Here is a 26980-nt window from a genome sequence, read left to right on the forward strand (position 1 = left end):
CCATGACGAGACGAGACACGAGGCGGGGCCGACACCGGTGGGTGGTATCGGCCCCGCCTCAGGTGCTCCTTCAGTCTCAGAGCTGAGCGGAAGGTGCTCGGCTCAGGCCTTGGCTGAGCGCAGTACCTGCTCGAGCCATGCCCGGCGAGCCGTCAGCGCGGCCTCGGCCTCGGCGATCTTCTTGGCGTCACCGGCGGCCTGGGCGGCTGCCAGGTCCTTCTCCAGACCGGCGATCGCGTCCTGGAGCTGACCGGCCAGGCCCTCGGCGCGGGCCTTGGTCTCCGGATCGGTGCGGCGCCACTCGGCGTTCTCGGCCTCACGGATCGCGTCCTCGACGGCGCGCATGCGGCCCTCAATGCGACGCACGGCGCCGCGGGGGACCCGCCCGGCCTCCTCCCAGGCGTCCTGAATGGGGCGCAGGGCCTTCTTTGCGGCCTTGATGTCCTTGATGGGCAGGAGCGCTTCGGCCTTGGCCACCAGTGCTTCCTTGACCTTGAGGTTCTCGGCGAACTCGGCGTCGACGGCCTCGTCCTTGGCGCGGCGGGCGTCGTAGAAGACCTGCTGGGCGGCCCGGAAGCGGGCCCACAGGGCGTCGTCCTCCTTGCGGGAGGCGCGCCCGGCCTTCTTCCACTCGGCCAGCAGGTCACGGTACTTCGCGGAGGTGCCGGCCCAGTCGGTGGAGGTCTGCATCTCCTCGGCGCGCTTGATGAGCGCTTCCTTGGCGGCTCGCACCTGCGCCTGCTTGGCGTCCAGCTCGCTGAAGAACTGGCGGCGGTGACGGTCGAAGGTGGTGCGCGCGTGGGAGAAGCGCTTCCACAGCCCGTCCTCAGTGGGGCGGTCCAGGCGCGGCCCGCGCCGCTGCGCGGCCTTCCAGGACTCGAGCAGCTCACGCAGCTCGGCGCCGGAGTTCTTCCACTGCGTGCGGGCCGGGTCCTGCTCGGCGATGGCCTCAGCGCGCTCGACGATCGCCGTGCGCTCCTTGAGAGCCTGCTCCTTGGCGGCCGCGCGCTCGGCGGAGACGGCCTCGCGTCGCTCGGCGGCCACGGTCTTGAGTGCGGCGAAACGGGCCCGCAGTCCCTCCAGGTCGCCGACGGCGGCCGGCTCGGTGAGGGACTCGGAGATCGAGGACAGGGTCGAGTCGATCTCTCGGACGCTGAGCTGGGGCAGGCGGGTGGCGAACAGGTCGATGGTCGCCTTGAGGTCCAGGTAGCGGCGCACGTAGAAGGCCATGGCCTCGGCGATCGGGGCATCGGGGAACTGGCCGACCTCGCGCTCGGCGCCACCGTCCTGCACGTAGACCCGGCCCTCACCGTCCACGCGTCCCCACTTGGCGGCGTCCATGGCCTCCTGCGGGTCGACGGCCGGCTCGGCAGGTGCCGCAGGCGCCGCTGCCGGGGCGGGCACCTCGGCCGGGGTCGGCGTGGCGTCCTCGGAGGTGGCCTCGGCGGCCTGAACCTTTTCGGTCGGCTGCTCGGTCTGGGCGGGCTCCTCGGAGGCGGGAGACGCCGGCTCGTCAGAGGACGCCGCTGTGGGCTGCTCGACGGGCTCCGCGGGCTCGCCGGGCTCGGGCTCCTTGGAGGACTCGTTGGAGGACTCGACGTCGGCCTGCGGGGTGCTGGTCTGCGTTGACGCAACGGCCTCAACCGCGGGGTCGGTGGGGGAGGTGTCGGCCGTTGGTGCCTGCTCCGTCGGGCTGGGCGCTGCCGACTCGTTCAGGTCGGTCGGCTGGATGGTCTGTTCAGTGTCTGACTGGCTATCAGGCTGGTTGTCAGACCGGTTGTCGGGCTGGATCCGCTCAGTCACGGGATGCTCCTTCATGGTTGACGGGGAGGGAGCGGTATGACCGCTCCGTTCCGTTCGCGCCCGGCTCTCAAGCCGGGTGGTGGTGAGGTGCCGTCGGAGGACGGCAGTGCCGAAAGTCTACGTTCCCGCTGGCTCCATTCACCATCCTTCGCCCCACTGATTTCAGTTGATTCGTTGAGCGCCGGTGCCCCTCACGAGCGGGCCGGTGTCGGTTGCCCCAGCCTCGTCGCCGGCTGGCGCTGTTAGCATGTGACCATGCTCGCGTGACTCGCCCCTGTGCCCCCACCGCCTCATGCCAAGGACGAGTCATGCCTGCGATCAGTTTCTCCCATGTCAGTTTCTCCTACACCTCCGCCCCCTTGCTGGAGAGCATCAACCTCACGGTCTGCGACGACGAACGCGTCTGCGTCGTCGGCCCCAACGGATCGGGGAAGTCCACGCTCCTGCGCCTGGCCACCGGTGAGCTGTCACCTGACCAGGGGACTGTCAGCATTCCCGAGCAGCCCGGCCCGCAGGCGGCCGACTCGGAGGAGGCGACCGCCACGTCGATCGAGGGCTATCTCGACGCCGTCTGCGCTGAGACTCTGGACGCGCTTGATCGTTTCGAGCGCATGGGCGAGGCCATCGCCCATGCCGGAGCTGAAACCGGCTCCCTCGCCGAGGAGTACGACTCGTTACTGACCCGGCTCGAGTCGCTGGACGCCTGGAACCTGCCGGCTCGACGGGCTGAGGCGCTCGCCGGGCTGGGACTGGGACGCGTGGATACAGGCCGCCTTGTCTCCTCCCTGTCGCAGGGCCAACGGGGGAGGCTGGAGATCGCGGCTCTGCTTCTTTCAGCTGGTCAGGCGCTGGTGCTCGACGAGCCCACCAACCACCTGGATGCCGGTAGCAGTAGCTACCTGAGCGAGATGATGGTGTCATGGCCCGGACCGGTCCTGTTCTCCTCTCACGATCGTGCCTTCATTGACGAGGTGGCCACCGCCGTCGTCGACCTGGACACAGCGCCGTGGCAGGCACTCGCCACCGCCTCCGGGGACAGCGGCCCCATGGGTGCCTACCGGTGTGCGGGGCGATACAGCGACTACCTCGTGGAGAAGGCGCACGCCAGGTCGTCCCACCGCAGTCTTCACCAGCGTCAGCAGGAGCAGCGGCGCAAGCTCGTGCGTCACCGTCGCGACTCCGAGATCGTTGGGCACAGCGGGGCAGCGCCCCGGACCGAGGCCCGCATGGCCCGGAAGTTCTACGCCGACCGCGCCCAGCGCGTCTCTACCCGGCGCCAGACGCAGGACGACCGCCGGCTGGAGGCGCTCGCCAGTACCGAGGTGCGCAGGCCCCGCTCCTACGACCTGCAGCTGGGCCTGAGTGAACCGGCGCCGCGAACAGGGATGGCGGTCTCGGCACGGTCAGCTGCCGTACCCGGGCGCCTTGCACCAGTCACGGTCGACGTCATGGCAGGCGAGCACCTGCTGGTCACCGGCGCCAATGGGAGCGGCAAGTCCACGCTTCTGGCCTGGATGGGTAGACGGTCAGCACCCACGGAGGACTCCGTCGGCAGCCTCACGGTATCCGGTTCGGTGCTCCGGATACCCCAGCATCTGCCGCGGCTCGGCGACCCTGGGATGGATGAGAGCGTGTGGACCGAGGGGATCGGGGACCTCGGCCGGGGCGCACTGCACCCGCGCCTGTGGAACCGTCCCGTCAGCGAGCTCTCCGACGGTAACCAGCGCCGCGTTCAGCTGGCCCTGGCCGCTGCTGCTGGGCCTGAGGTGCTTGTCGTCGACGAGCCCACGAACTACCTGGACCTGGACGCCCTCGAGATGCTCGAGGCCGCTCTGAGGACATGGACGGGCACGCTCATCGTCGCCAGCCACGACCGCTGGCTCATTGAGCACTGGTGGGGGCGGCGGCTCCACCTTCGGTGAGCCAGCCGGGTCATGCGGACCGGAGCAGCTCTTTTACCCGTATCGTCACTGTTCCCAGACGACCCAAGTAGGGTGGGGGCATGATCTTGGAGCGCACCATCGCACCCGTGTTCGCCGCCAACTGCTACGTCCTGGCCGCAGGTCCGGGCGAACCCGCCCTCGTCGTCGACCCCGGAGCCGGTGCCGCCCGCGGCGCCCTGGCCCTGCTTCGCTCCCATCGGCTCACCCTGAGCGCCATCCTGCTCACCCACGGTCACGCCGACCACGTGTGGGACAGCCAGGCGCTCATCGAGGCCGCCCACGCCGAGGGCCTGCTCACCAGTGACGACGCCGTCGACGTGCCGGTATACATCCCCGAGCGCGACCGCTACCGGCTCGAGGAGCCCGATATCACCACCGGTATCAGCGCCAACGGCATGACCTTCACCGACATGGCCGGCAGCGAGTGGAAGCAGCCCGCCGACATCCGTCTCTTCCCGGGAGACGGCTTCTCCCAGGCCATCGAGCTGGCCCCCGGTATCGCGCTGCGCGCGGTCCCCGCCCCGGGCCACTCGGAGGGCTCCACGCTGTTCTTCTTCGAGGCCCGCCTGGCCGACAACGCCCTGCTCTACGAGGCCGAGGTCATCGATGACGACCCTGCCGTCGCCGACGAGGAGCACTCCTACCTCATGGCCCTCGACGGCGACGTCATCTTCAAGGGCTCCGTCGGACGCACCGATCTGCCCGGCGGGGACCAGGTACAGATGCTCGCCACCCTGCGCTTCCTGGCCAACGCCGTCGACCCGGCCACCATCCTGCTGCCCGGGCACGGCGCAGTGACCACCATGGAGCACGAGCACCACGGCAACCCCTACCTCGCCGAGGCCAAGATCCGTGGGGGAGACCTCAAGGCCTGATGGCGCCAGGGCCCGACGGCGACGCGCAGGCTCACTGCTCGTCATGACACAATGCGGACCATGGCACAGGTACGACAAGCTCTCTCCTCACTGTCCGGCTTCCCCGAGTGGCTCCCCGCGGGCCACATCGTCGAGCAGCACTTCGTCGACATCCTGCGCCGCACCTTCGAGCTCCACGGCTTCAGCGGCATCCAGACCCGCGCCGTCGAGCCGCTGAGCGAGCTGACGAAGAAGGGGGAGACCTCCAAGGAGGTCTACCTGCTCAGCCGCCTTCAGGCCGATCCCGCCGACGCCGAGTCCGAGACGGATCCGCGCAAGCAGCTGGGGCTCCACTTCGACCTGACCGTCCCCTTCGCCCGCTACGTCGTGGACAATGCCGGGCTGCTGACCTTCCCGTTCAAGCGCTACCAGATCCAGAAGGTCTGGCGCGGGGAACGGCCCCAGGAGGGACGCTTCCGCGAGTTCATCCAGGCCGATATCGACATCGTCGGTGACGGCGCCCTGCCGCTCCACCACGACGTCGAGGTCCCCCTCATCATGCACGAGGCGCTCAGCGCTCTGCCGGTGCCCGCGGTCACCATCCACGTCTCCAACCGCAAGGTCGCCCAGGGCTTCTACCAGTCGATCGGGATTGACACCGACCGGCTCATCGAGGTCCTGCGCGTGGTCGACAAGCTCGACAAGATCGGTCCCGAGAAGGTGGCCGCCGAGCTCACCCAGAGCGTCGGCACCACCGCGCAGCAGGCGGCACAGGCCCTCAGGCTCGCCACCATCACCGGCACCGATGGTCAGGACGTCTCCGATCAGGTCCTGCGGGCGCTGGCCGGCGCCGAGCCCACCGAGCTCCTCATCGAGGGCCTGGCCGAGCTGACCGCCCTGCTCGAGGCCACTGGACGCCGCCGCCCCGGCGCCGTCATCGCCGACCTCAAGATCGCTCGCGGACTGGACTACTACACCGGCACCGTTTACGAGTCCTTCATGGCAGGCCACGAGGATCTGGGCTCAGTGTGCTCCGGGGGCCGCTACGACTCCCTGGCCACCAACGGCAAGCGCACCTTCCCCGGTGTGGGCATCTCCATCGGTCTGTCCCGGCTCCTGGCCCGCGTCATCGGCGAGGGCCTGGTGCAGGTCAGTCGAGCCGTGCCCACGACGGTGCTCGTGGCCGTTACCGACGAGGCCCACCGCTGCGCCTCCGACGCCGTCGCCGATGCGCTGCGCGCCCGCGGCATCAGCGCCGACGTGGCCCCCAGCGCCGCCAAGTTCGGTAAGCAGATCAAGGCCGCGGACAAGCGTTCCATTCCCTTCGTCTGGTTCCCCGGTTCTGAGGGAGCCCCCGACTCGGTCAAGGACATCCGCTCCGGTGAGCAGGTCGAGGCCGACGCTGCCACCTGGCAGCCGCCCACTGACGACGCCGCCCCCCGGATCACTGTCAGCCCGGCTGCGGATTGCTCCCCGGCCGATGGCCAGGACGGCTGCGAGGTCGACTCAGCCTCATGACCACGAGCCGGAGCGAGTCCAGCAGCACGCACCACGTCCAGCAGGCGACCATGGCGCTGTCTGCTCTCCGGGACAGCCTGACGGCCCTGTCCATGCCCTATGTCCTTCAGGGAACCGCCGCCGCCTCGGACAAGGCCACGCTCATCCGTGACCAGCTCGGTGACTACGTCCTTCCCCGCCTGGCCAGCCTGGACGCACCGCTGCTGGCCGTGGTCGGCGGCTCGACCGGGGCCGGCAAGTCGACCCTCGTGTCCTCGCTCGTTCGCCGGCACGTGGCCAGGGCCTCGGCGATCCGCCCCACCACGCGCCGCCCCCTGCTGCTGCACGCACCGACCGACGCCGCCTGGTTCGACACCGACCGGGTCCTGGGGTCTCTGTCGCGCATGCGCGTGGACGCCGACGCACCGGCGAGCCCGGCCACCGATCACACCCCCAGAGAGCTCGAGCTGCGGGCCTGCGAGGGGCTGCCCGAGGGACTGGCGATCGTGGACGCACCCGACGTCGACTCCGTGGTCGAGGACAACCGGGACCTGGCTGCCACGCTCCTGGCCGGGGCGGACCTGTGGATCTTTGTCACCACGGCGGCCCGCTACGCCGACGCCGTTCCCTGGGAGCACCTGCGGGCCGCGGCCGAGCGGCACATCACGGCCGCCATCGTCCTGGACCGCGTACCGCAGGGCGCGCAGATCGAGGTGGAGGCCGACCTGCGGCGCCGGCTCGCGCAGGCGCACCTGGCCGAGGCACCGGTCTTCACGATTCCCGAGACCGCTCTGGACGATGACGGCTTCCTGCCCGAGTCCTGCGTCTCGCCGCTGCGCCAGTGGCTGGGGGCGCTGGCCTCCGACGCGGCCGCTCGCCAGGACGTCGCGCACCGCAGCCTGACCGGCGCCATTGGTTCCCTCCTGGCGCAGAGCGAGCTGCTCGCCGTCGAGCTGGCCTCCCAGGAGGCCGAGCACGCCGAGCTGCGGCGAGCAGCCACCTCCGAGCACGATGATGCTCTCGAGCGGGTCATCGAGGCCACCGAGGACGGCTCCATGCTGCACGGCGAGGTGCTGGCCCGCTGGCAGGAGTTCGTGGGCACCGGAGACCTGTTCCGGTCCTTGGAGGTGCAGGTGGGGCGGGTCCGCGACCGCGTCACGTCGCTTCTGCGGGGACGTCCGGCGCCGGCCAAGCGCGTCGAGCAGGCGATCGGCTCCTCCCTGGTTGAGCTCCTGGTTGCCGAGTCCCAACGGGCCTGCCTGGCCACGGAGCGCTCCTGGAGACGAGCCGGCACCTCCCAGCAGGCGCTCAACCGGGCTCTGGCGGAGGTGCCCAGCCAGACCGGCCTGGAGGTCGTCGCCGCGGCCCTCGTCCACGACTGGCAGCGTCAGGTTCTCACGCTCGTTCGATCCGAGGGTTCTGACAAGCGGCTCACTGCCCGCTTGTTGTCCCTGGGGGTCAACGGCGCCGGAGTCGTCCTCATGATTCTTGTCTTCGCTCACACCGGCGGACTGACCGGGGGAGAGGTGGGGATCGCGGGAGGTACCGCCATCCTGGCCCAGCGCGTTCTGGAGGCCGTCTTCGGGGACCAGGCGATGCGCGGTATGACCAAGCGTGCCCGGGAGGATCTCAGCGAGCGTGCCACGGCTCTGTTCGCCAACCAGGCGAAGTGCTTCACCGATGCTCTGCCGCTGCCCACCCCCAGCGCCGATACGCTGCGAGAACAGCTTCAGGCCTGCCAGGAGGCGGCCACGTCCTTGCGCGCCCTGCCGGCTGCCCGCGGTCGCCGGACGGCCGGGAGGAGGGCCAGGTGACCACCGACCGCTCCGAGTCGTTGGACCTGCCTCAGGTTCTTGAGGACCTGGCCAGGGCGGTCGATCTGGGTGAGCAGCTCGGTCTGGGCGAAGAACTCACCCAGGCCCGGGACGTCCTCACGCAGGCCTCCCACCGTCGGCGTCTAGCGCCGCAGACCACGGTGGCGGCCCTTCTCGGGGCGACCGGGTCGGGCAAGTCGAGCCTGACCAACGCCATGGCCGGCTCCGAGGTGTCCCGAACCGCCCGCACCCGCCCGACGACGACCCAGCCCCTCGCCGTCGTCCCGGACACGGCCGCTGAGGCCACTGAGCTGCTGGACTGGCTAGCCATCAACCACAGAGTGCGCGTCGACGGCGGCTGGGCCCTGGGCGAGACGACGGTACTGGTCGATCTGCCCGACATCGACTCCGACGAACCCGCGCACCGGGCCATCGCCGAGCGCATGGCGGGCAAGGTCGACGTCCTGGTGTGGGTCCTCGATCCGGAGAAGTACGCCGACGGCGTCGTTCATCGCGACTTCCTCATCCCTATGGCGGCGCACGCCGAGGTCATGGTGGTCGCCCTCAACCAGGTGGATCGGCTCGACCCCGAGAGCCGGGACGCAGTGCTCGCCGACCTCAGAAGGATCCTGGACCGAGAGGGTCTTGGAGCCGTCTCAGTGATTGCCGTCAGCGCCCGCACCGGACAGGGCGTAGAGACCCTGGCACGCACCGTGGCCTCGGTCGCCTCGAACAGGCTGGCCAGTGCGCGAAGCCTTACCGCCCACGCCCGGCGCGCAGCCAGTGAGCTGGGGGAGCGCACGGGGCTCATCGCTCCATCCGGCCGCGGTGCGCCAACACCGGGCCCGGTCGACCAGCAGGAGCCGCAGGTACGTCATTCCCTCACTGCCCTGCGGCAGGCGGCCGCGAGCCTCGCCGGGGTCGACGTCGTCTCACAGGCGGTTGAAGGATCGGACCGTCACCGGGCCAGCACCCGAGTCGGCTGGTTCTGGCTGCGGTGGATCGGGCACCTCAGACGCGACCCGCTTCGAGCCCTTCACCTGGGGACCGGGCGCCCGCCGGCCCCGAAGTCCGCAGACGCGGAACGATCCGACGGCGCCACGGGCTCCGGCGTCATCGACCTGACCTCCCTGCCCCCCGCAGGACCTGCCGCAACGGGCAGGCTGCGCAGCAGTGCTCACGTCTACGCCGTGGCGGCCTGCTCCGCCCTGCCCGGTGACCTGGCCGCTCAGGCCGTTCTGCGCAGCGACGAGCGCGCCGAGAGGCTTGCCGAGCCTCTGGATCTGGCTGTGGCCCAGGTGGACTACGGGGCGTGGAAGCGCCCGGCCTGGTGGGGGCTCGCCAACGTACTGCAGTGGGTGACCGCACTGACGGCACTCATCGGCGGGCTGTGGCTCGTGGCGATTCACGTCCTGGAGGACTATCTCCTGCTCATCAGCATCGACGTTCCTCGCTGGGGGACAGTCCCCTGGCCCACCATCCTCCTGCTCGGAGGTCTGCTGATCGGGCTGGTCCTGGCGGGGCTGGGAACGTTCCTGGCCCGCCTTCAGGCCAGGCGTCACAGCAGGCGGATCATTGAGAGCTTGCGCCGGGCCACCGACGAGGTCGTCGACGTCGAGCTCGTTGAGCCGCTCAGGACCGAGACGCAGGGATGGGCCGAGCTCACGCGGGTTCTGGAGCGAATCACCTCTGGGTGACACCATTGGCTCGCACTGAATGATGTCATGATGGCATTACGGTCTCTGGACAGGCGTGGTTAATGGTGTCAACATGGTGTCATGCGTTTGGATGCCTACACCGAGACCTTGCGCCGGACCCTCGTGGAGATCTCGTCCCTGGGCGACGAGCGGACTCAGGAGGTAGCCCACTCTCTGACGGCTGCGCTCGATCCGGCTCTACGACTCGTCACTCTGCAGATGCTCGCGGATACCGTCGATGAGCTCAACGGTGAGCTCGACGGCGTACACGTCGCCGTTGTGATGGACGGCTCGACCCCTCATCTCCTGGTCAATCAGGCAACGCCGTTGAACCAGGACGCAGAAGCCGTCGGTGTGCCGGTGCAGAACACTTCTCAAGTGTCTCAGGAACCCATGGCCCAGGAAGGTAACGAGGTTCGCACCACACTGCGCCTGCCCGAGTCCCTCAAGCAGCAGATCGACGTCGCAGCCCGCGCCCAGGGGCGCTCGGTCAACGCCTGGCTCGTCGAGGCGGCTCGCAGCGCGCTGGCAGGACATGAGTCGCCGTCAGGCTCATGGAGCTCAGCGGGTACCTGGACCGCTGGCACCGGGACCGCTCATGGCGCCAGTGAGTTCGACGGCGCCGGAAATCGCTCCGGCCGGCCCACTGGCCCGACAGGGCGGCAGACCTCGGGGGTGACGCTCACTGGGTGGTTCGGCTGACCCGTACCGCCGCATCGTCTGCCACTGACCTACGCATCCCCGTTGCCCCACTCGTCCGCCGCCCGATCCTGTCGTGGCGGAGCGCGCAGATACCCGGAACCCGAGGAGAACTCCAATGCCGATCTGGACCTTCGACCTTCCCGATGACGCCCAGCCGAACCTCATCCTGGACCTGTCCTCCCTGAGCGTGGTGACCGCGCCGGGGGCTGGGCGCTCGATCACTGTCGAGGCTGATGAGCCTCTGGAACCGCTTCTGGATGTCACTGCTGACGGCGCCATGGTGACCATCCGTCAGATCGCGCTCGTGGGGCGTGAGCGTTTCGCTGGTATCTGGCCGTGGGGTCCGGAGACATCTCGTGTGCGTGTGACGGTGCCCGACCGCACCCGCCTTGATGCCAGTATTGATGCCGGATTGATCAGTGCGGAGCACCGGTGGGAGCAGGTGCGGGTGCGTACCTCGGCAGGGTCCATCCGACTGGGTGACTGCGTGAGTGCCCAGGTGCACGCCGACGCCGGTTCCATCGTCATCGGCACGCTCCATGATGGAAGTGTGAGGGCCCAGGCCGGCTCGGTGCGCATCCGCTCCACGACCGGCACGGTGTCGGCTCACACGGAGGCCGGCTCCGTCAAGGTCCTTGAGGCGTATGAAGGATTCCTGGACCTGTCCAGTCAGCTGGGCACTGTGTCGGTGGGAGTACCCGAGGGGACTGCGGTTCTGGCCGACTGCCATTCCGAGTTCGGCCGGGTGTCCACTGACCTGCCTCGTCAGCGCAACCCTGAGTCGCTTGAACGACGTCTCGAGCTACGGGCTCGCGCCCAGATGGGGACCATCCGGATCCGTCGAGCCTGATCGGCCACCAGCGCGACGATCACCGTCGGCAGCACGGGCTGGGGCGACAACTCATGTTGTCGCCCCAGCCCGTCGTGTCAGTGAGTAGCAGGGTACTCAGCGGTCGCCGCGCCCTCCGCGGAAGCCACCCCGGTGGCCGCCGAAGCGGTTCTGGTTGCGCTCGCCGTAGCCACGGCGCTCGCCCCGGTGCCCGTCGCGGTCGTAGCCGCGGCCACCCCGGTCCTCGCGCCGGCCACGGAAGCCGTCCCGATCGCCACGGCGCTCATCCCACCGACGGTTGTCACGGCGCTCCCCGCGCTCCGAGCGGTCGTAGCCGCCCCTGCCGCCGCGCCCATCACGGTCCTTCCAACCGCGCTCGCCGTCCTCACGGCGGGGACGGAAACCGCGTTCCGACCGCTCGCCGCGGTCGCTGCGGTCGCCACGGTCCTTGCGGTCCTCCCAGTCGCGCCGCTTAGGACGCCGCTCGGCGCCGTTGGGGCTGGACCAGCCGTGCCCCGGACCCTCGTCGGGACGGATCCGCAGCTCGCGGCCGGCAAAGGTCGCCCGCCCCATGACGCTCAGCTGCTCGGGGCTGAGGTCGGCGTAGATCGTGACCAGGGAGAAGGACTGAAGGATGTCGATCTTGCCGATATCGGAGCCCTCGATACCGCCCTCGTTGGCCAGCGCGCCCACGATCGCTCCGGGCAGGACCCGGTCGCGGTGCCCGACCTCCACGCGGTAGACGGTCCCGGGGCCCTCGTGCTCGCGGCGCCCGGAACGCGTGGCCGAGCGGCGTCCCTCGCCGCGGTCTCCTCGCTCTGCGCGACGGCTCTTCTCCCGGCCGCCTTCGAAGGAGGCCGACAGGAAGGTCCCCTCGGAGTCGAGGTTCTCCTCCCGGCGGGCGCGCTGGGGGCGCTCACCGCCCCGCTCCTCGCGCCTGCGCGGTCCCTCGTCTCCCACGGCCAGGGCCAGCAGCGTGGCTGCCAGCTCCTCGACGTCGATGTCCAGCTCCCGGGCGGAGTCGGCGACCAGCGGCAGGTACATGTCCAGACGGCCGCGCTCGTGGCGTGCGGCTGCCTTGGACAGGAGCTTGCGGGCGCGGTGCTCGGAGACGTCCGCGGGGGAGGGCAGGGTGATCTCCTCCAGACGGCTTCCGGTGAGGCGCTCGATCTGGCGGAGCTTGCCCTTCTCCTTGGGGGTCAGGAAGGTGACGGCCTCGCCGTGGCGGCCGGCGCGGCCCGTGCGACCGATACGGTGCACGTAGGCCTCGGCCTCGCGGGGCACGTCGAAGTTGACCACCAGGCCGATGCGGTCCACGTCCAGGCCTCGGGCGGCGACGTCCGTGGCCACCAGCACGTCGAGGGTGCCGGCGCGCAGCCGCTCCACCAGGCGCTCGCGCTCGCGCTGAGGCACGTCACCGGAGATCGCGGCGGCCTGGATGCCCCGGCCCGCCAGCTCGATGGCGACGTCCTCGGCCGTGGACTTGGTCCGTACGAAGACGATGGCGGCCTCGGCGTCGGTGACGGCCAGGACCCGGGAGACGGCGCCGATCTTGTGACGGAAGGGAACCACCGCGTAGGTCTGGTGGACGGTGGCGACAGTGGAGGCCGGCCTGGAGACCTCGACCTGAACGGGCTCGTGGAGGTGCTGGCGCGCCACGGCCTGGATGGCCGGCGGCATCGTCGCGGAGAACAGGGCGGTGCGCCGATCGGCGGGAAGAGACTCCGCAATCGTCTCCACGTCCTCGGCGAAGCCCATCCGCAGCATCTCGTCGGCCTCGTCCAGGACGAAGTAGCGCACGTCGTCGAGCTGGAGCGCGCCCTTATCAATGAGGTCGATGACGCGGCCGGGAGTGCCGACGACGACCTGGGCGCCGCCCTTGAGCGCGCCGATCTGGGGGCCGTAGGGGGCGCCGCCGTAGACGGCCACCACCTCCAGTCCGCGGGAGCGGGCGGCCATATCAGTGATGGCCTCGGCGCTCTGGAGCGCGAGCTCGCGGGTGGGGGCCAGAACGAGCGCCTGAACGACGTTGTCACGCGAGTCGACGGCGTCGAGCAGCGGAAGCCCGAAGGCCGCCGTCTTGCCGGTTCCGGTCTGGGCGACGCCGACGACGTCACGGCCGGCCAGCAGAACCGGGATCGCCTCCTTCTGGATGGCGGTGGGGGTCACGAAGCCCATGTCGGTGACGGCCTTGAGCAGGTCACCGGGAAGACCCAGGTCGGCGAAGGTGATCTCCTCATCCTCGTGAGCGGTCCTCACCTCGCTCTTGTCCCGGTCGCGCGGCGAGGCGGCGCGCTCGACGTCGCGCTGGTGGCTGTCGGAGTCGGCATCGGTGTCGATGAAGGGGGTGTGGCCGTCAACCTCGTCCTCATCAATGTCGACGCCGTCGTCCTCATCGGAGTCGTCGATCCCGTCCTCCGGGTCGGCCTCGGGGAGGTCTCGGTCGACGTCGTCCGCCTCCTCCTCGTGGTCGACGTCCTCCGGGTCCTCAGGGGAATCGGAGGAGGCAGGAGTGGCGAAGTCCTCGGGGGAGGAGGTGGTGCCGTCGCGGTGGTGCGGCGCGGCGACAGTGCTCTCCTCGTCGTTCTTGGTCGGGCCGGTCTGCTCGCCGCCGGAGAGCTCGGCGGAGAAGAGCGCATCGAGGCTGAGGGGGCCGTTGCCGTCCTTGCTCTGAGCGTCGGAGGCGCCAGGCGCAGTACTGCTGGAGTGAGTCATGAAGTTATCCCATATCTGTCCCCATGAAGATGGTGGGGACCGCGGCGGAGTGTGGGGGAGGACCTTTTGTCCTCCGCTCTTTGCCGTACCTGGCCCACCACACTCGCCCCGCACCCGGACTGGCCGGGTGACTCATGGGCTAACACGCACAGACTCACGGGATACTCGTGCCGCACACCGGGTGCGGCAGGACCCGAACGGGGTCAACAGGGCACGGATCGCTCCTGCGCCCAGGCTACGGGAGAATCAGCGGAACTCCGCGCTCCACGGGCTGGATCACAGGTGAGGTCGGTCTCGTGGCCCGTTCACCGCCCCAGCAGGCCGAGGATCTTCCGACGCAGCTCGCGGACCTCGTCACTCGACTCGTCGTGCTCGGGCACCTCGATGTCGGCGACGACGCGCGCGGGGCGCTCTGACAGGACGACCACTCGGTTGGACAGGCGCAGGGCCTCGTCCACGTCGTGGGTGACCAGGACGGCGGTGAAGCGCTGGGACTCCCACAGCCTGAGGATCTCGTCCTGGAGCTGGAGGCGTGTCAGGGCATCGAGCTTGCCCAGGGGCTCATCCAGGAGGAAGAGCCGGGGCCGGTTGACCAGGGCTCGGGCCAGTGAGGCCCGTTGAGCCATACCGCCTGAAAGCGTGGCGGGGTAGGAATCGGCGAAGTCCCGCAGCCCCACGAGCTGCAGGGACGCCTCCACCCGGCGTCGGTCGCGCTCCACCCGGCCTCTCGCCTCAGGGCCCAGGGCGACATTGTCCCGCACGGTCCTCCACGGCAGGAGCGTGGCGTCCTGGAACGCGAGCGCGCGCAGAGGCGAGGGGCCGTTCACCTGCGTGGAGTCAGCGGTGACGCTGCCCTCGACGGGCTGCTCCAGCCCGGCCAGCAGTCTCAGGATCGTGGACTTCCCACAGCCGGACGGCCCCACGAGTGAGACGAACTCCCCGGGTGCCACCGTCAGGTCGATGTCATTGAGGACGGCAAGCTGATCCGGCTTGGCAGCCTCAGCCTCATAGCGAGCCCTCGCAGCGGGGGAGAACCGGCGCAGCAGCAGATGGAGCCACCCGTGCTCCAGGTCATGGGACAACGGGTAGCTGTGGGAGACACCAGCGAGATCGACCTGTGCGCCGCGGGGGACGGACGGAGTCGAGACCTGCGGCGCGGCAGTAGCCGCCGACGAACCAGCAGACATCGGTTCACCACCTCACAAGGTTCTGCTGCCATGCCAGCAGCGAGGAGCGGATCTTGAACAGCAGGACCATGAGCGTGCGGCAGAAGGTCACCAGAATGATGAGGCCCACGTACATCCGGGGGTAGTCCGCCCAGCCCTTGACCCAGTTGATGTACCAGGCCAGGCCCTTGTCGACGCCGGTCAGCTCGGCGGTCATGAGGGCGGCGAGCGAGGTTCCCAGTCCCGTGAACAGGCCGGTGAGCATGTCTGGTAGCGCGGAGGGCACGGCCACTCGTCTGATGAGGAAGAACTCGTCGGCTCCCAGTGTGCGGGCCATGTCGATGTAGTCGCGGCGCACGGAGCGAACTCCCGCCCGAGTCATGGTCGCCATGGGGAACCAGGCGCCGAAGCCGACGATGAAGGCTGCCGAGGTGTACGTCGTCGGAAGCAGCAGCAGCGCCAGCGGAAGCAGAGAGGCCGCGGGAACTGGGCCGATGGTCTGAAGGAGCGGATGGAGCCAGTAGTCGGCGCGCCTCGACCAGCCCATGAGCAGGCCTGTGAAGAACCCCAGCACCGATCCCGCCGTGTACCCGATGATGAAGAGCAGCGCCGAGGCACCCAGGCAGCTGAGCAGCAGCCTCCAGTCTCCGAGGAAGGAGGCAATGAGTACTTCTGGGGCGGCGAAGTACGGGGGCGTGAGCAGTCCGAGCTTGGATGTTGTCAGCTGCCAGACGATGAACCATGCGCCGGCGGCGTTGATCCAGGGCAGGAAGTGCGTCAGAGACCTCGCTGCCGAAGAGGCCGGTCGGACCCGTGCGGTGAGTGTCCACGCGATCAGGGCGGTCAGCCATGCCCCGGCAAGGACTGCGACTGGAGTGGTTGACTCCTTGCGGAGAAGGTCGGCTTCCGGCAGGGCGATGAGGAGGACCAGGTAGGCCGACCACAGGAATAGCGCCGTCGTGCTCACAAGCGCGCCTGCGCTGGAACGGCGATCGCTTGGTGCGCTCTGCCTGGCTGTGGAGGAGGGCGGTCGTGGATGCCCATCGTCGACGGGCTTGGAGGACTCGGTCGATGCGGTCGCGGGAGTCACTTCAGTGGGCATCGTCACTCAGTCCTTGATGCCGAGGTCGGCGACGACGGTGTCGGTCAGCTTCCGGGCGGAGACGTCGGATGCGATGAAGCCGGTCCCCTTGAACTTCTCGATGCCGGGCTCGATCGCGGCCCGGAACCTGGAGGCCGAGGCCTTGAACCCGTATGTCTTAAGCACCCGGACGACGACGTCCTGGTCCGCGGCGACGTAGTCGTTGTCAACCTCGATCTTGGCGATCTCCTCGATGTGGCCCGGTACGTAGGCCGAGCCCTTCAACCAAGCCTCGGTCAGAGCCTTCGCCTCCTTGGGCTGCCGATGTACGAAGTCCCCGTTGAGTGCCACCGAGCAGCAGAACTCCTCAGCGTCGTTGTTGGCCAGCTCACGGGCCGTCCCGTTGAAGACGGGAAGCAGCGGTCCGGGGTCAGAACCCATGATGGCGTCCACCTGACCGTCAGTCAGTGCGGTCCCCAAGGAGTCCGCATCGACTGTGCGCCACGTGATGTCGCCTCCGTCCGGCTTGACGTTGATGCCGGCCTCGGACAGCCCGATCGCGAAGTAGGCGAAGGCGGATGACGACAGTGACGGCACGCCGATGGTGGTGCCTTTCAGGTCAGCCAGCTTCTGATACGGAGAGTCCTTGCGCACCACCAGGCGCAGGCAGCCGGCGTGGAGCCCCGCGGTGAGCCTGGCGTTGAGGCCGTTGTAGATCGGCTCCAGCCAGGAGAAGAAGATTCCCGGAGCGCCAATGTACTTACCGGCCCCCACGCCGTCCTTGGTGTCCTCGGTCTGCTGGGTGCGCGCCAGCGTGACCTTCAGGCCCGCGTCGTCGAAGAAACCCCGGTGGTACGCGGCGTACAGTGGTGCGGCGCAGATGTCGCCGCCAATCACCAGGGGGAGTGCCTCGTGGGCTCCGATGACACCCTGGTTGGTGCGCCGAATCGTCAGGTACGCGCCGGTACCGACCGCGGCAGCGGCTGCGAGTCCCCCAATCGTGAGCAGCGTGCGCCGTGACGGTTTGCCGCGATGCGACTGATCCGTCTCATTGGCGTCGGGATCATCGATGTCGTCATCGGCTGCCAGAATCGCGGCGGCGTTCTCAGCCGTGACCTCCTGAGTCTCCACGACCTCGGCCTCCGATGAGACGGAGGACAAGGAGTCGGAGGACTGGGACGGATCGGAGGAAGAAGAGGACGACGAGGACGTGGACATGGTTTCTCCTGTAGTGGTGGGAACGGGCCTCGATGCGCATGACGCAGCAGCGTCCCGGTGAAAATGGTGGAGGAGGAGCACGAGAAGCCGAGCGGAGCAAGCCGAGTAAGTGCGGACACAGCCTCAGGCCATCAGAGCGTGTGAAAGGGCGTCTCCGTACTCTGGCGAGCGGAAAATACGCGGCACGGGAGCCCACGACGTCATGGCCGGTTGTCGTTCTCGGACGGCGTCAACGCTGCTTTGAGGCGACGTCACGCTCCCCGGGCAGGTTCAGCGCCGGGGGGAGGGGACGGAATCAACAGGCTCGACAACAACACATCTGCGCACCACACATGACCGCGAGCGCCTGTGCGCCAGGAGCGGTTGTGGCCGTAAGAACGATGTGCGTCATGACGACTACCCTATGCCACGCTCCCCGGAACAATGCAAGCCTGCCATGCGTCCCATGATGCGAGCCTCCCATCGCCGGATCACTGTGGAACCGATACGTGGAACCGATTACTGAGTGGCTGTAAAGTCGGCGATGTGAGTGGGGGGTGTGGCGATCAACCGCCTGTGCCGCAGGCACGGTGGAGACAGCTGGCCGCGACTCCTGTGGCCCAGGACGGTGGCCCGCTTCGCATCACCCCGGCGTGGTGGCCTCCGGTTCCTGACGATTCAGCCTTGGCCGCTGCCGCGGTGCACGGCACTCCCGTCCTGGGGGAGGGACACATCATCAACGGGGTTGAGATGGTGGAGGCGAGCTTCCTGTGGCGTGATGACCACCGGCACGGCGCCAGCCCCAGTGTGCTCATCCATCTCAATACCCTGACCGACAACCATCGCGCTCACATCGCGCCGGCACTGGCCGCCCGGGTTCCCGGGACCGGCTGGTGGGCGCTTCATGTCCTGCTGCCGCAGGATGCGCTCTTGAGCTACCGGATCGTTGTGACTCATGACGCCCTGCCTGGCGATGCCGGGGCCCGACGCGAGTGCTGGAAGCGCGTTCACGCACTGGGACGGCCCGATCCCCTCAATCCCGACCGGCTGCATGACGGCTTCGGTCTGGTGTCCTCGCTATGGGCGGGCCCCAAGGCCATGCTGCACCCGGATTGGATGATCGGCTCGGGCGCTTCGGCAGAGGGGGCGTGGCAGGCGCTGAGCCGTCCCCAGGATGAACACGACAGGTACGTCCTCCGGTTCGACCTGGAGAACGAGGTGCTCACAGACTTTGATGAGCCGGGAGACCCCGGACGGCGAGTCACACTGTGGTGCGGGGGCCGTGTCCAGGAGGGCTCCTGCGGGCACAGTGAGCGGGGTCTGCTGATCCTGCTCGACGGAAACATCTGGCGTGGTAACCATGCCGTCGATCACCTGGCCCCCAGATCCCGCCAATGGGATGTGCTGCTCATCGAGTCCGGCAGCCTGGCCATGCGCTCACGCGACCTGGGGGATCCGCGACGCAGCAGAGAACTGCTCCGTAGGTGTCTGCAGGCGGCACATCGGGCCGTCTGCGGACGAGGCTGCAGGATAGCTGTGTCCTCTGAGGATGGTGCTGGTTGCATGTGGCGCCCGGATCGGACCGTGGTGGCTGGGCAGTCTTTGGGAGGGGTTGCTGCGGCCGACCTGGTTCTGCGTCATCCCGAGCTGGCTACTCGTGCCATTGTCCAGTCCGGATCCTTCTGGCTCGGCTCTCAGCGCCGAGGCGAGGGTGAAGGGGAGCTGCTGCGCTGGTTGCGTCACCGCTCCGAGGCCCGGAGCCTGCAACGCCCAAGAAGCGACCAGCATCCTCATGATGGTCAGGGGCTGGGGGCGCGACTGGTGGTCCAGTGCGGGGTCCATGAAGACGGCCTGCGTCAGGGGGCTCGCACCGTCTCAGAGCTTCTTGGGGTCGAAGGAGCGCTGCTCGAGTATCGTGAGGAGCGTGGCGGGCACGATTACGCCTGGTGGCGTCATGCCTTGTCGTGGGGGCTTGACGCTCATGAGCAGGACCTGGGGTTCTGCTCATGAGCCACCTGAGGTGCTCCGCGTGCGGCTGTCGCCAGCTCGGGGCGCGCTGCAGGGGCGGATCTACTGCGCAAATAAAACCGTGACACAAAAGAAATCTTGGCAACAAAGGGGTCACGTATCCCAATTTATCGTTACCATTGCTCGAGTTTCCTCAAGTCTCCCGGTTCTGAATGGTCTCAACCCGACCGATTGACGGGTTACCGCTGTGTATACTTAACCCGGAATCGACAACGCGGACGATGTTTTCGGGTGATAGCGGATTCTTAGAAGGGAGGCGTCCGTCTATCATCGTTCGCGAAAGGCAGTCGCGCCTGCTTCGTGGTGCGTCCTTTCCTCGTGCATCTCGGTTGTCAACCATGTGCTGTACGAGTAAGTCCATCTGCCCCTGCCCATGAACGAGACCACGTCATGCAATACGCTCAGCGGCTGCTTGCCGCCCTCCCTTCCGTCAGGAGCGGCCTGCGCGCGATTCTTGCTGTTCTGACAGCCTTCGGCATTGTTCTGGCCACCGCCGGTGTTGCCGCCATGCCCCTTTTGAATGCAGGCAATGCTGTTGAGGACTATGAGAGCGGTTCGGCCTGCCACCCCGCAGCCAGAATGGTCTACCCCGAGGGCCAGTCGGCGCCCGAGTACGTGGTGCCGGTCTATGAGACCGGGTTCGGCGTGGGGGTCGAGTCGATCCTGTCGGGCTGGTGCAGTACCGCTGGGGAGGTCCTGGAGGACCCCACCATCACGCTCAACGTCGTCGAGGGCAAGACCGTCACTCCCTACCTGCTTCCAGGTATCAAGGCCGAGCTTGAGCGTCCGGCGCCCGCCAACGGCGAGCAGGACGTGTTCATCCCGACTGACTACCTCGTCAAGGGCGTGCGTCAGGCCACCGGAGACAAAGGCTGGGAGGTCGGCACGAAGGTCTTCAGCCTCACCTACACCAGTGGAACGGTGAGTGCGACCACGGGCCTGTTCTCCTTTGTCAAGCAGGACCCGGATGTCATCAACCCTCCGGCTCCCGAGCCGTCGCCGGAGCCGACTCCCGAACCCTCTGCGGAGCCCACCGCGGAGCCGACTCCCGAACCCTCTGCGGAGCCGAGTGCTGCACCCGGCCCGGTGCCGACTGCTGAACCGACGACCGCACCTACTGCGGAACCGGCTCCTCATGCCACGGCTGAGCCGTCGACGACTCCCTCGCCGAGTCCCTCCGCGGCCCCCAGTCCGTCGGCAGCCCCCTCACCGACTCCTTCTGCGGCGCCCAGTCCGACGGCCAGTCCTTCCGCGACTGCTTCACCCAGCGCATCGCCCTCGCCTTCCAAGTCGCCCGAGCCGGCTGCCTCTGCCCAGCCGAGCGCGACCGCTAAGACGTGCCAGGTCAAGCCCGCCGTCCAGGTGCTCGGTTCAGATGGCTCGGATCTTCAGGGGACAGAGCCCTCCTACGACCCGGATACCGCAGTCAGGGTGCGGGGTACGGGCTGGTGCTCGCAGGGGACGATGCTCGACGGCGAGAAGCCGGTCGAGATCAAGGTCGCGGCCTACGGCGGGTACGTGGTTCCGGGAACGCTCTCGGTTCCCGTCACCTTCCGTCACGGGGCCTTCGACGCCCAGCTCAACCTGTCGGCCCTCTACACCGGGGGGAAGGTCGACAAGGGGCGCTACTACCTGCAGCTCTCGCCCATCGATTCCGGGCTGACGGCCGCGACCAACATCTTCGCCCTCAACAAGGCCGTCGCCCCGCAGCCCACGCCGGAGCCGTCCCCCGCGCCGAGCCCGGCTCCTCCTGCGACCGCGGAGCCCTCGGCCACTGCGGAGCCCACCAGTGAACCCGCACCGGAGCCGACTGGTTCACCCACCAGCCCTGCTCCCACGCCCTCGGCTGCTCCGTCGTCGGAGCCCTCCGCCTCGCCGGCCCCCTCGGCCCACCCCTCCGAGACGGCGTCCCCGGCTCCTGCACCTCAGACCACCGAACCCGACCAGAACACTCCGAAGCCGAACCCGGATGACAGTGGGCGCCCCGGAACGGACAACGCCGCGGGCAACCACCCAGGTGGCAACCCCGGCGGCACGGGCTCCGACTCGGGCGCTGGTTCAGGTGCGGGCGCGGACACAGGCGCAGGCAGCCAGGCCGACTCCTCCGCGCCGCAGGCCCCCGATGCCGGATCGGACTCCCGTTCGACCTCGCAGGACGGCTCCGCCCAACAACCGGCCAACGCTGGGGCGGCGCCCGCTCCGAACGCCGGTGGCTCAGGAGGCGAACGCGCCCATGCCTCGGAAGACTCCGCGGCCTCGGCGCAGGCCTCGCCTGAGGATGACGCGACCTCACAGCGCACCGTCCGTCCGGACCGGAGCCCGGTGGCCCCGGTGACCAGCGCGGCCCACCTGAGCGCGGACAACGCCGGCTCCCTGTCCGGCTCCCGCCAGGGCAACATCGTCAACCTCGTCCTGCCCAAGTCCAAGGCGCAGGCGGGCGAGGGGGTCTCGGTGTTCGTCTTCCCCGGCGCCACCACGAAGGGATGGGTGCAGGTTGATGATGCCAACAGCGTCTCCATCGATATCTCAACATTCGACTCCGGCTCCTACGAGCTGGCGGTGGCCGATCGCGACAACAGCCTCCTGGGATGGGCGAAGCTGGAGATCTCCTCTGCCTCCTTCGATCCTCGCAACCCGGCACAGGCTCAGCTGCTGACCTTCCCGGACACCGCGGCTGCGCCCACCAAGGGCCTGAGCGCCAACGACATGCTCCTGGGGAGCGCCGGAGGGCTGCTGGTCGTTGGAGCCGTGAGCCTGCTGGTCGCCGCGTTCTCCGGGATGCCGCTGCGCGCACCACGGACCTCCCTGCGGCTTCCGCGCAGGCGCTGAGACGGTGTAGTAGGAGAGCGTCAATGACATCGTCAAGGGGCCGGAGCACGCGGCCGTGGAAAGGAGGTGTGAGCAGATGATCCGGATATTCCGGACGACTGAGCGCGTACGGCGTGAGCGGCGTCCCGTGCCGAGTCGGCATCGGAGTGCCTTGAGGCGCCTCCAGGGGTCACCTCGGATGCTGGTCATCGTCTGCTCCGTGCTCCTGGCCTCCCTGGTGACGGTGGTCTCCACGAGCCCCGTCGCCAGCGCGGACACCAAAACCGGTCCCTCCACCACAGGAACCGCCTCAACAGTCAGCCCCTCGACGGTCGCTGTCGGAGGAACGATCATGTACACGCTCTCGGGATTCCCCAGCGGCGTGACGGTCCAGGTCCTCATCGACGACGGTGCCCTGGTCGCCTCGCGTCCCGGGGAGTCCGAGGTGGTCACCACGATCACCGTCAAGAAGGACGGCACTGCCGCAGGCTCCTTCGAGCTGCCCGAGTACGTCGAGCAGGGCAACCACTGGCTGCGATTCCGGGTCTTCGGGGCCCAGGGGGAGAGCGGCCAGGAGGGCAACGCGGCGGACTACACCAACAAGAGCCCCTACTTCACGGTATCGGGTGTCACGGTCATAGGCGGGTCCGCCCCTCCCACCGTTCCGCCGGCTCCCACCCCGCCGCCCCGTCAGGTCGCGGCCTCGGGCCGGGCCAACGGCACCGCCGCCGGCATCCAAGCCGCGGGGCCAGGTGGCGAGTCGGCCGGTTTCCCAATCATCGGTGCCTTCGTCCTCGGGCTCAGTGTGATCCTGGTGGTGCTGTCGGTGCTTGTGGCGATCAACCGTCGCAGGATGGCCGCCTATCAGCGTCGTCGGGCCATGGCCTGAGGGCTGAGACCCGAGCTCCTTGTAAACTGCCGCCGGCGCCCACCCGTCTCGTGGTGCGCCCCGACGGGCACCGGCTCAGTGCCCCACACGGAAGGAACTCAGCACCGTGCTGCGAACCCGAAACGCAGGCTCTCTGCGCGCCTCAGACATCGGCCAGGTCGTCACCCTCACCGGATGGGTGGATCGACGTCGTGACCACGGAGGCGTGGCCTTCATCGACTTGCGGGACGCCTCGGGGATCGCCCAGGTCGTCATCCGCGAGGAGATCGCCCACGACCTGCGCGCCGAGTACGTCCTGGCCGTCACCGGGGAGGTGAGCGCCAGGCCCGAGGGCAACGCCAACCCGAACCTGCCCACCGGCGAGATCGAGGTCGTCGTCTCCGACGTCGAGATTCTCAACGCCTCCGCGCCGCTGCCCTTCCAGGTCTCCGACCACGCCGAGGACGCCGGACAGGTCGGCGAGGAGGCGCGTCTGCGCTACCGCTACCTCGACCTGCGGCGCAGCGCCATGCAGCACGCCATCCGCCTGCGGGCCAAGGTCAGCCAGGCCGCCCGCAGGGTTCTGGACTCCCATGACTTCGTGGAGATCGAGACCCCCACCCTGACCCGCTCCACCCCGGAGGGCGCCCGCGACTTCCTGGTCCCGGCTCGACTGGCACCGGGCTCCTGGTACGCCCTGCCGCAGAGTCCGCAGCTGTTCAAGCAGCTCCTCATGGTGGCCGGCATGGAGCGCTACTACCAGATCGCCCGCTGCTACCGCGATGAGGACTTCCGCGCCGACCGCCAGCCCGAGTTCACTCAGCTCGACGTGGAGATGAGCTTCGTCGAGCAGGACGACGTCATCGCCGTCGCCGAGGACGTGCTGCGTGAGGTGTGGGCGCTCATCGACTACGAGCTGCCCACGCCCATCGCCCGCATGACCTACCACGACGCCATGGAGAGGTACGGCTCGGACAAGCCCGACCTGCGCTTCGGCTGCGAGCTGGTGGACCTGACCGACTACTTCAAGGACACCACCTTCCGGGTCTTCCAGAACCCCTACGTAGGCGCGGTCGTCATGCCCGGAGGGGCCTCCCAGTCCCGACGTACCTTCGACGCCTGGCAGGAGTGGGCCAAGCAGCGCGGCGCCAAGGGCCTGGCTTACGTCACCGTCGCCGAGGACGGGACCCTCGGCGGACCCGTCGCCAAGAACATCACCGACGCCGAGCGCGAGGGCCTGGCCCAGGCCGCCGGCGCCGCGCCCGGCGACTGCATCTTCTTCGCCGCCGGGCCCGTGGACTCCTCGCGCGCCCTGCTGGGCGCCGCCCGTCTGGAGATCGGCAAGCGCTGCGGCCTCATCGACGACAACGAGTGGTCCTTCGTGTGGGTCGTGGACGCCCCCCTGTTCAAGCCCTCCGCCGAGGCCAAGGCCGACGGCGACGTGGCCCTGGGCAAGTCCGCCTGGACCGCGGTCCACCACGCCTTCACCTCGCCCAAGCCCGAGTGCCTGGAGACCTTCGACACCGACCCGGGAAGCGCCCTGGCCTATGCCTACGACATCGTCTGCAACGGCAACGAGATCGGTGGCGGCTCCATCCGTATCCACCGCAGCGACGTCCAGGAGCGCGTCTTCAACGTCATGGGGATCGGCGAGCAGGAGGCCCAGGAGAAGTTCGGCTTCCTGCTGGACGCCTTCAAGTTCGGTGCTCCGCCGCACGGCGGCATCGCCTTCGGCTGGGACCGCATCGTCTCCCTGCTGACCCGGGCCGACTCCATCCGCGACGTCATCGCCTTCCCCAAGTCCGGTGGTGGCTTCGACCCGCTGACCGAGGCGCCCGCCCCGATCACGCCCGAGCAGCGCAAGGAGGCCGGGGTCGACGCCGAGCCCGACACGGCCGATAAGCCTGAGGTAGCGAACAAGGCCTGAGAGCCCACAGGGCCCACGGCAAACCGAGATGGTCGACGGGTGCGTGTCAAACGAATGATCTGGCGCGCACCCGTCGATGCCGTGAAACATCGATACTGGCTCGGCAGCTCTACAACCGGCCCAGGACGCAGGCGAAACCCCGACTGCCCGCGGCCCACTCCTCATCATTGGGACCGAGCGTGTTGATCGTGTAGCTGGTGGACAGCTCGAGTCCGTAGCGCTGCGCGTAGGCGCTGGTGCAGGCTGCCTCGACCTGAGGGTCATGCGTCATGGCCTCGGTGGCGCTGGAAGCGGTCGTGGCCGGATCGAAGGTTCCGCCGGCGAAGACGATCCAGTCGGCCTGGGAGCAATCGACCTGGCTGACGCTCGTGCCGCCCACAACCGAGGTCGTCCGGCTCAGGCAGGTCCCCAGAGGCCACGGCATGTCGTCGGAGTAGGGGATGCCCTGGGCGTTGACCTGCGCGGGAGTCGGGGCGGCTGTCGGGGAGGGCGAGGTCTTCCGGGAGCCGGGGACGGTTGCCCGGGCCGTGGCCGAGGGGCGGCTGCCGGCGCCCTGCTCCGCTCGGGCCCCGGCATGTAGGACGGGCGAGGCAGAGGCCCCGGCCGCCCGGTTCGCTGACGGCACCGAGTCGATGAGCCTGACGGCGCCCAGCACAGCGGCGGAGATGACGACGCCCGCTGTCACCCCCAGTGCCAGGAGCATCAGTGCCCTGCTCGAGCGGCGCGATCCGGCTGTGGGCGTCGAGATCGCCGCAGGCAGGGGGTGGGAATCCCGTAGCGCCGAGTGAGGGGTGCTGAACGCGCCGTTCGAGAGCCCGCTGGCCCGAGTCAGTGCTTCGGTCAGCTCATGGCCGTCGCGGTACCGCTGAGCGGGGTCGGGGTGCAGCGCCCGGTCGAGCAGCGGGCGTAACGCCTCGGGGATGCGCGCGTCGGAGGTGTCGATGGGCACCGACAGGTGGTTGATGATCTCCGGCAGGCTCTGGGGCGCGCCGTCGGCTGTGCGTCGAGGACCGCGTCCGGTCAGGAGCGCGAAGAGAACGGCCCCCATCGACCACACGTCGCCCCTGGGGGAGGGCGCGGCCAGGGTGAAGGCCTCCGGGGGAGCGAAGTCCGGCGTCATCGTCTCCAGGGTGACGGAGGAGTCGATGCCCTCGCGCTGGACGGCGGCCAGGCCGAAGTCGCTCAGACGCGGGCTTCCATAAGCGTCAATGAGGATGTTCCCGGGCTTGATGTCGCGGTGGAGGACCCCGGCGTCGTGAGCGGCGCCCAGGGCTGAGCACACGGCCGTGACGATGCTGACGGCCTGAGCGGCGCTGAGCCCGCCGCGCTGCAGGACCTGGGCCAAGGAGCCTCCGTCACAGCGTTCCATGACCAGGTAGGGGCGCCCGTCGGGAAGCACTCCGGAGTCGATCAGCGAGACCGCGTTCGGGTGCCCGCTGATCCGGCTGGCGGCCGCCATCTCCCGCATGAAACGTCGGCGGTTGCGCTCGTCGTGCAACGGCCTGGAGTCGATCTTGACAGCTACTGGGCGCCCCAACGAGACCTGCTCCCCGGCGTAGACGGTGGCGAATCCTCCCTGACCCAGCACCTGTCCCAGACGGACACCGGGCACAGGCGGTGCGACGTGCCCAGAAGCACCGGAAACAGGGAGGGGACTGCTCATGGGCACATGATCGTTGCGCGTACGCATCGGCGCAAACCCGCCATTCCCTGAGCCTCATCGTCCAGGGGACCGCCCGCTGACCGTCTGCTCCGGATGCCGCCGGCTACAGCGTTGCCGCAAACCGTGAGGGCCTCCTGCCGACATACGTCATTCGGCAGAAGGCCCTCACAGGGGCGCACCTCCTGAAGGCGGAGCCCGCCTAGGGGTGACTGACTGAGTCGCTCAGGCGGCGTGCGTACAGGTCGGGCAGGAGCAGTCCTCGCAGGTGCACGAGGAACAGGAGTCCGAGCAGTGCTCGCACGAGCAGGTGTTGTGGTTGCAGGTCGGGCAGGAGCAGTCCTCACACTCGCACACGGCGCAGGAGTCCGAGCAGTGCTCGCACGAGCAG

The 26980-nt window shown here is 68.8% G+C and carries 17 protein-coding genes; 11 read left to right on the forward strand and 6 right to left on the reverse strand.

Annotation, left to right across the window (positions count from 1 at the left end; translation table 11 throughout):
* Positions 1-102: 102 nt before the first annotated feature.
* The gene (locus HMPREF3165_RS03005) at positions 103-1818 is read right to left on the reverse strand and encodes a DUF349 domain-containing protein (RefSeq protein ID WP_004564818.1); all 1716 of its coding nucleotides are present in this window, start codon (positions 1816-1818) and stop codon (positions 103-105) included.
* A gap of 293 nt (positions 1819-2111) precedes the next feature.
* On the opposite strand from HMPREF3165_RS03005, the gene HMPREF3165_RS03010 reads away from it, so the two are divergent.
* The 7 genes from HMPREF3165_RS03010 (at position 2112) to HMPREF3165_RS03040 (ending at position 11160) form a co-directional block, all read left to right on the forward strand.
* Positions 2112-3725, forward strand: a complete 1614-nt coding sequence (locus HMPREF3165_RS03010; protein WP_020991495.1) for an ABC-F family ATP-binding cassette domain-containing protein — start codon at positions 2112-2114, stop codon at positions 3723-3725.
* A gap of 80 nt (positions 3726-3805) precedes the next feature.
* Positions 3806-4621, forward strand: coding sequence for an MBL fold metallo-hydrolase (locus HMPREF3165_RS03015; protein WP_004564820.1), 816 nt, complete (start codon positions 3806-3808; stop codon positions 4619-4621).
* 51 nt (positions 4622-4672) lie between these two features.
* Positions 4673-6118, forward strand: coding sequence for a histidine--tRNA ligase (gene hisS / locus HMPREF3165_RS03020; protein ID WP_040321107.1), 1446 nt, complete (start codon positions 4673-4675; stop codon positions 6116-6118).
* On the forward strand, positions 6115-7911 hold the full coding sequence (locus HMPREF3165_RS03025) for a dynamin family protein (RefSeq protein ID WP_004564822.1): 1797 nt from the start codon (positions 6115-6117) through the stop codon (positions 7909-7911). Before hisS ends, HMPREF3165_RS03025 begins: the two co-directional genes overlap by 4 nt.
* Complete coding sequence (locus HMPREF3165_RS03030; protein WP_070510721.1) at positions 7908-9608, forward strand: GTPase; 1701 nt, start codon at positions 7908-7910, stop codon at positions 9606-9608. The genes HMPREF3165_RS03025 and HMPREF3165_RS03030 overlap by 4 nt, the downstream gene beginning before the upstream one ends.
* A gap of 81 nt (positions 9609-9689) precedes the next feature.
* A complete protein-coding gene (locus HMPREF3165_RS03035; protein ID WP_070510723.1) occupies positions 9690-10310 on the forward strand; it encodes a ribbon-helix-helix domain-containing protein in 621 nt (206 codons plus the stop codon).
* A 115-nt stretch (positions 10311-10425) separates the two neighbouring features.
* Positions 10426-11160, forward strand: coding sequence for a DUF4097 family beta strand repeat-containing protein (locus tag HMPREF3165_RS03040; protein WP_070510725.1), 735 nt, complete (start codon positions 10426-10428; stop codon positions 11158-11160).
* 96 nt (positions 11161-11256) lie between these two features.
* Here the strand turns inward: HMPREF3165_RS03040 and HMPREF3165_RS03045 are convergent, their stop codons facing one another.
* The 4 genes from HMPREF3165_RS03045 to HMPREF3165_RS03060 all read right to left on the reverse strand — a co-directional run bounded on the left by HMPREF3165_RS03045 (position 11257) and on the right by HMPREF3165_RS03060 (position 17319).
* Positions 11257-13854 (reverse strand): DEAD/DEAH box helicase, encoded by a 2598-nt coding sequence (locus HMPREF3165_RS03045; protein WP_070510728.1) that lies wholly within the window; start codon positions 13852-13854, stop codon positions 11257-11259.
* Positions 13855-14159: 305 nt separating this feature from the next.
* The gene (locus HMPREF3165_RS03050; protein WP_070510731.1) at positions 14160-15041 is read right to left on the reverse strand and encodes an ABC transporter ATP-binding protein; all 882 of its coding nucleotides are present in this window, start codon (positions 15039-15041) and stop codon (positions 14160-14162) included.
* 4 nt (positions 15042-15045) lie between these two features.
* Positions 15046-16122 (reverse strand): ABC transporter permease, encoded by a 1077-nt coding sequence (locus HMPREF3165_RS03055; protein WP_070510801.1) that lies wholly within the window; start codon positions 16120-16122, stop codon positions 15046-15048.
* A gap of 6 nt (positions 16123-16128) precedes the next feature.
* Positions 16129-17319 (reverse strand): ABC transporter substrate-binding protein, encoded by a 1191-nt coding sequence (locus HMPREF3165_RS03060; RefSeq protein ID WP_070510732.1) that lies wholly within the window; start codon positions 17317-17319, stop codon positions 16129-16131.
* A 594-nt stretch (positions 17320-17913) separates the two neighbouring features.
* Between HMPREF3165_RS03060 and HMPREF3165_RS03065 the strand changes: the two genes are divergently transcribed.
* The 4 genes from HMPREF3165_RS03065 (at position 17914) to aspS (ending at position 24929) form a co-directional block, all read left to right on the forward strand.
* Positions 17914-19308 carry an enterochelin esterase domain-containing protein gene (locus HMPREF3165_RS03065; protein ID WP_070510734.1) on the forward strand — a complete coding sequence of 465 codons (1395 nt, stop codon included), beginning with the start codon at positions 17914-17916 and terminating at the stop codon, positions 19306-19308.
* 408 nt (positions 19309-19716) lie between these two features.
* Positions 19717-22155, forward strand: a complete 2439-nt coding sequence (locus HMPREF3165_RS03070) for a hypothetical protein (RefSeq protein ID WP_070510736.1) — start codon at positions 19717-19719, stop codon at positions 22153-22155.
* Positions 22156-22333: 178 nt separating this feature from the next.
* Complete coding sequence (locus tag HMPREF3165_RS03075; RefSeq protein WP_040321109.1) at positions 22334-23023, forward strand: hypothetical protein; 690 nt, start codon at positions 22334-22336, stop codon at positions 23021-23023.
* Between the two features lie 106 nt (positions 23024-23129).
* Positions 23130-24929 carry an aspartate--tRNA ligase gene (gene aspS, locus HMPREF3165_RS03080; RefSeq protein WP_070510738.1) on the forward strand — a complete coding sequence of 600 codons (1800 nt, stop codon included), beginning with the start codon at positions 23130-23132 and terminating at the stop codon, positions 24927-24929.
* Positions 24930-25038: 109 nt separating this feature from the next.
* Here aspS and HMPREF3165_RS03085 read toward each other — a convergent pair whose 3' ends face one another.
* Positions 25039-26592 (reverse strand): serine/threonine-protein kinase, encoded by a 1554-nt coding sequence (locus HMPREF3165_RS03085; protein WP_083303173.1) that lies wholly within the window; start codon positions 26590-26592, stop codon positions 25039-25041.
* Positions 26593-26980 lie beyond the last annotated feature (388 nt).

It is taken from the genome of Actinomyces sp. HMSC08A09 (assembly GCF_001807465.1).
GTDB lineage: Bacteria > Actinomycetota > Actinomycetes > Actinomycetales > Actinomycetaceae > Actinomyces > Actinomyces oris.

Bases quoted from the DNA above. Each gene is read 5' to 3' on its own strand.
- HMPREF3165_RS03005 (WP_004564818.1), bottom strand. From the start codon at position 1,818: ATGAAGGAGCATCCCGTGACTGAGCGGATCCAGCCCGACAACCGGTCT.
- HMPREF3165_RS03010 (WP_020991495.1), top strand. From the start codon at position 2,112: ATGCCTGCGATCAGTTTCTCCCATGTCAGTTTCTCCTACACCTCCGCC.
- HMPREF3165_RS03015 (WP_004564820.1), top strand. From the start codon at position 3,806: ATGATCTTGGAGCGCACCATCGCACCCGTGTTCGCCGCCAACTGCTAC.
- hisS (WP_040321107.1), top strand. From the start codon at position 4,673: ATGCGGACCATGGCACAGGTACGACAAGCTCTCTCCTCACTGTCCGGC.
- HMPREF3165_RS03025 (WP_004564822.1), top strand. From the start codon at position 6,115: ATGACCACGAGCCGGAGCGAGTCCAGCAGCACGCACCACGTCCAGCAG.
- HMPREF3165_RS03035 (WP_070510723.1), top strand. From the start codon at position 9,690: ATGCGTTTGGATGCCTACACCGAGACCTTGCGCCGGACCCTCGTGGAG.
- HMPREF3165_RS03040 (WP_070510725.1), top strand. From the start codon at position 10,426: ATGCCGATCTGGACCTTCGACCTTCCCGATGACGCCCAGCCGAACCTC.
- HMPREF3165_RS03045 (WP_070510728.1), bottom strand. From the start codon at position 13,854: ATGACTCACTCCAGCAGTACTGCGCCTGGCGCCTCCGACGCTCAGAGC.
- HMPREF3165_RS03050 (WP_070510731.1), bottom strand. From the start codon at position 15,041: ATGTCTGCTGGTTCGTCGGCGGCTACTGCCGCGCCGCAGGTCTCGACT.
- HMPREF3165_RS03055 (WP_070510801.1), bottom strand. From the start codon at position 16,122: ATGCCCACTGAAGTGACTCCCGCGACCGCATCGACCGAGTCCTCCAAG.
- HMPREF3165_RS03060 (WP_070510732.1), bottom strand. From the start codon at position 17,319: ATGTCCACGTCCTCGTCGTCCTCTTCTTCCTCCGATCCGTCCCAGTCC.
- HMPREF3165_RS03070 (WP_070510736.1), top strand. From the start codon at position 19,717: ATGCAATACGCTCAGCGGCTGCTTGCCGCCCTCCCTTCCGTCAGGAGC.
- HMPREF3165_RS03075 (WP_040321109.1), top strand. From the start codon at position 22,334: ATGCTGGTCATCGTCTGCTCCGTGCTCCTGGCCTCCCTGGTGACGGTG.
- HMPREF3165_RS03085 (WP_083303173.1), bottom strand. From the start codon at position 26,592: ATGAGCAGTCCCCTCCCTGTTTCCGGTGCTTCTGGGCACGTCGCACCG.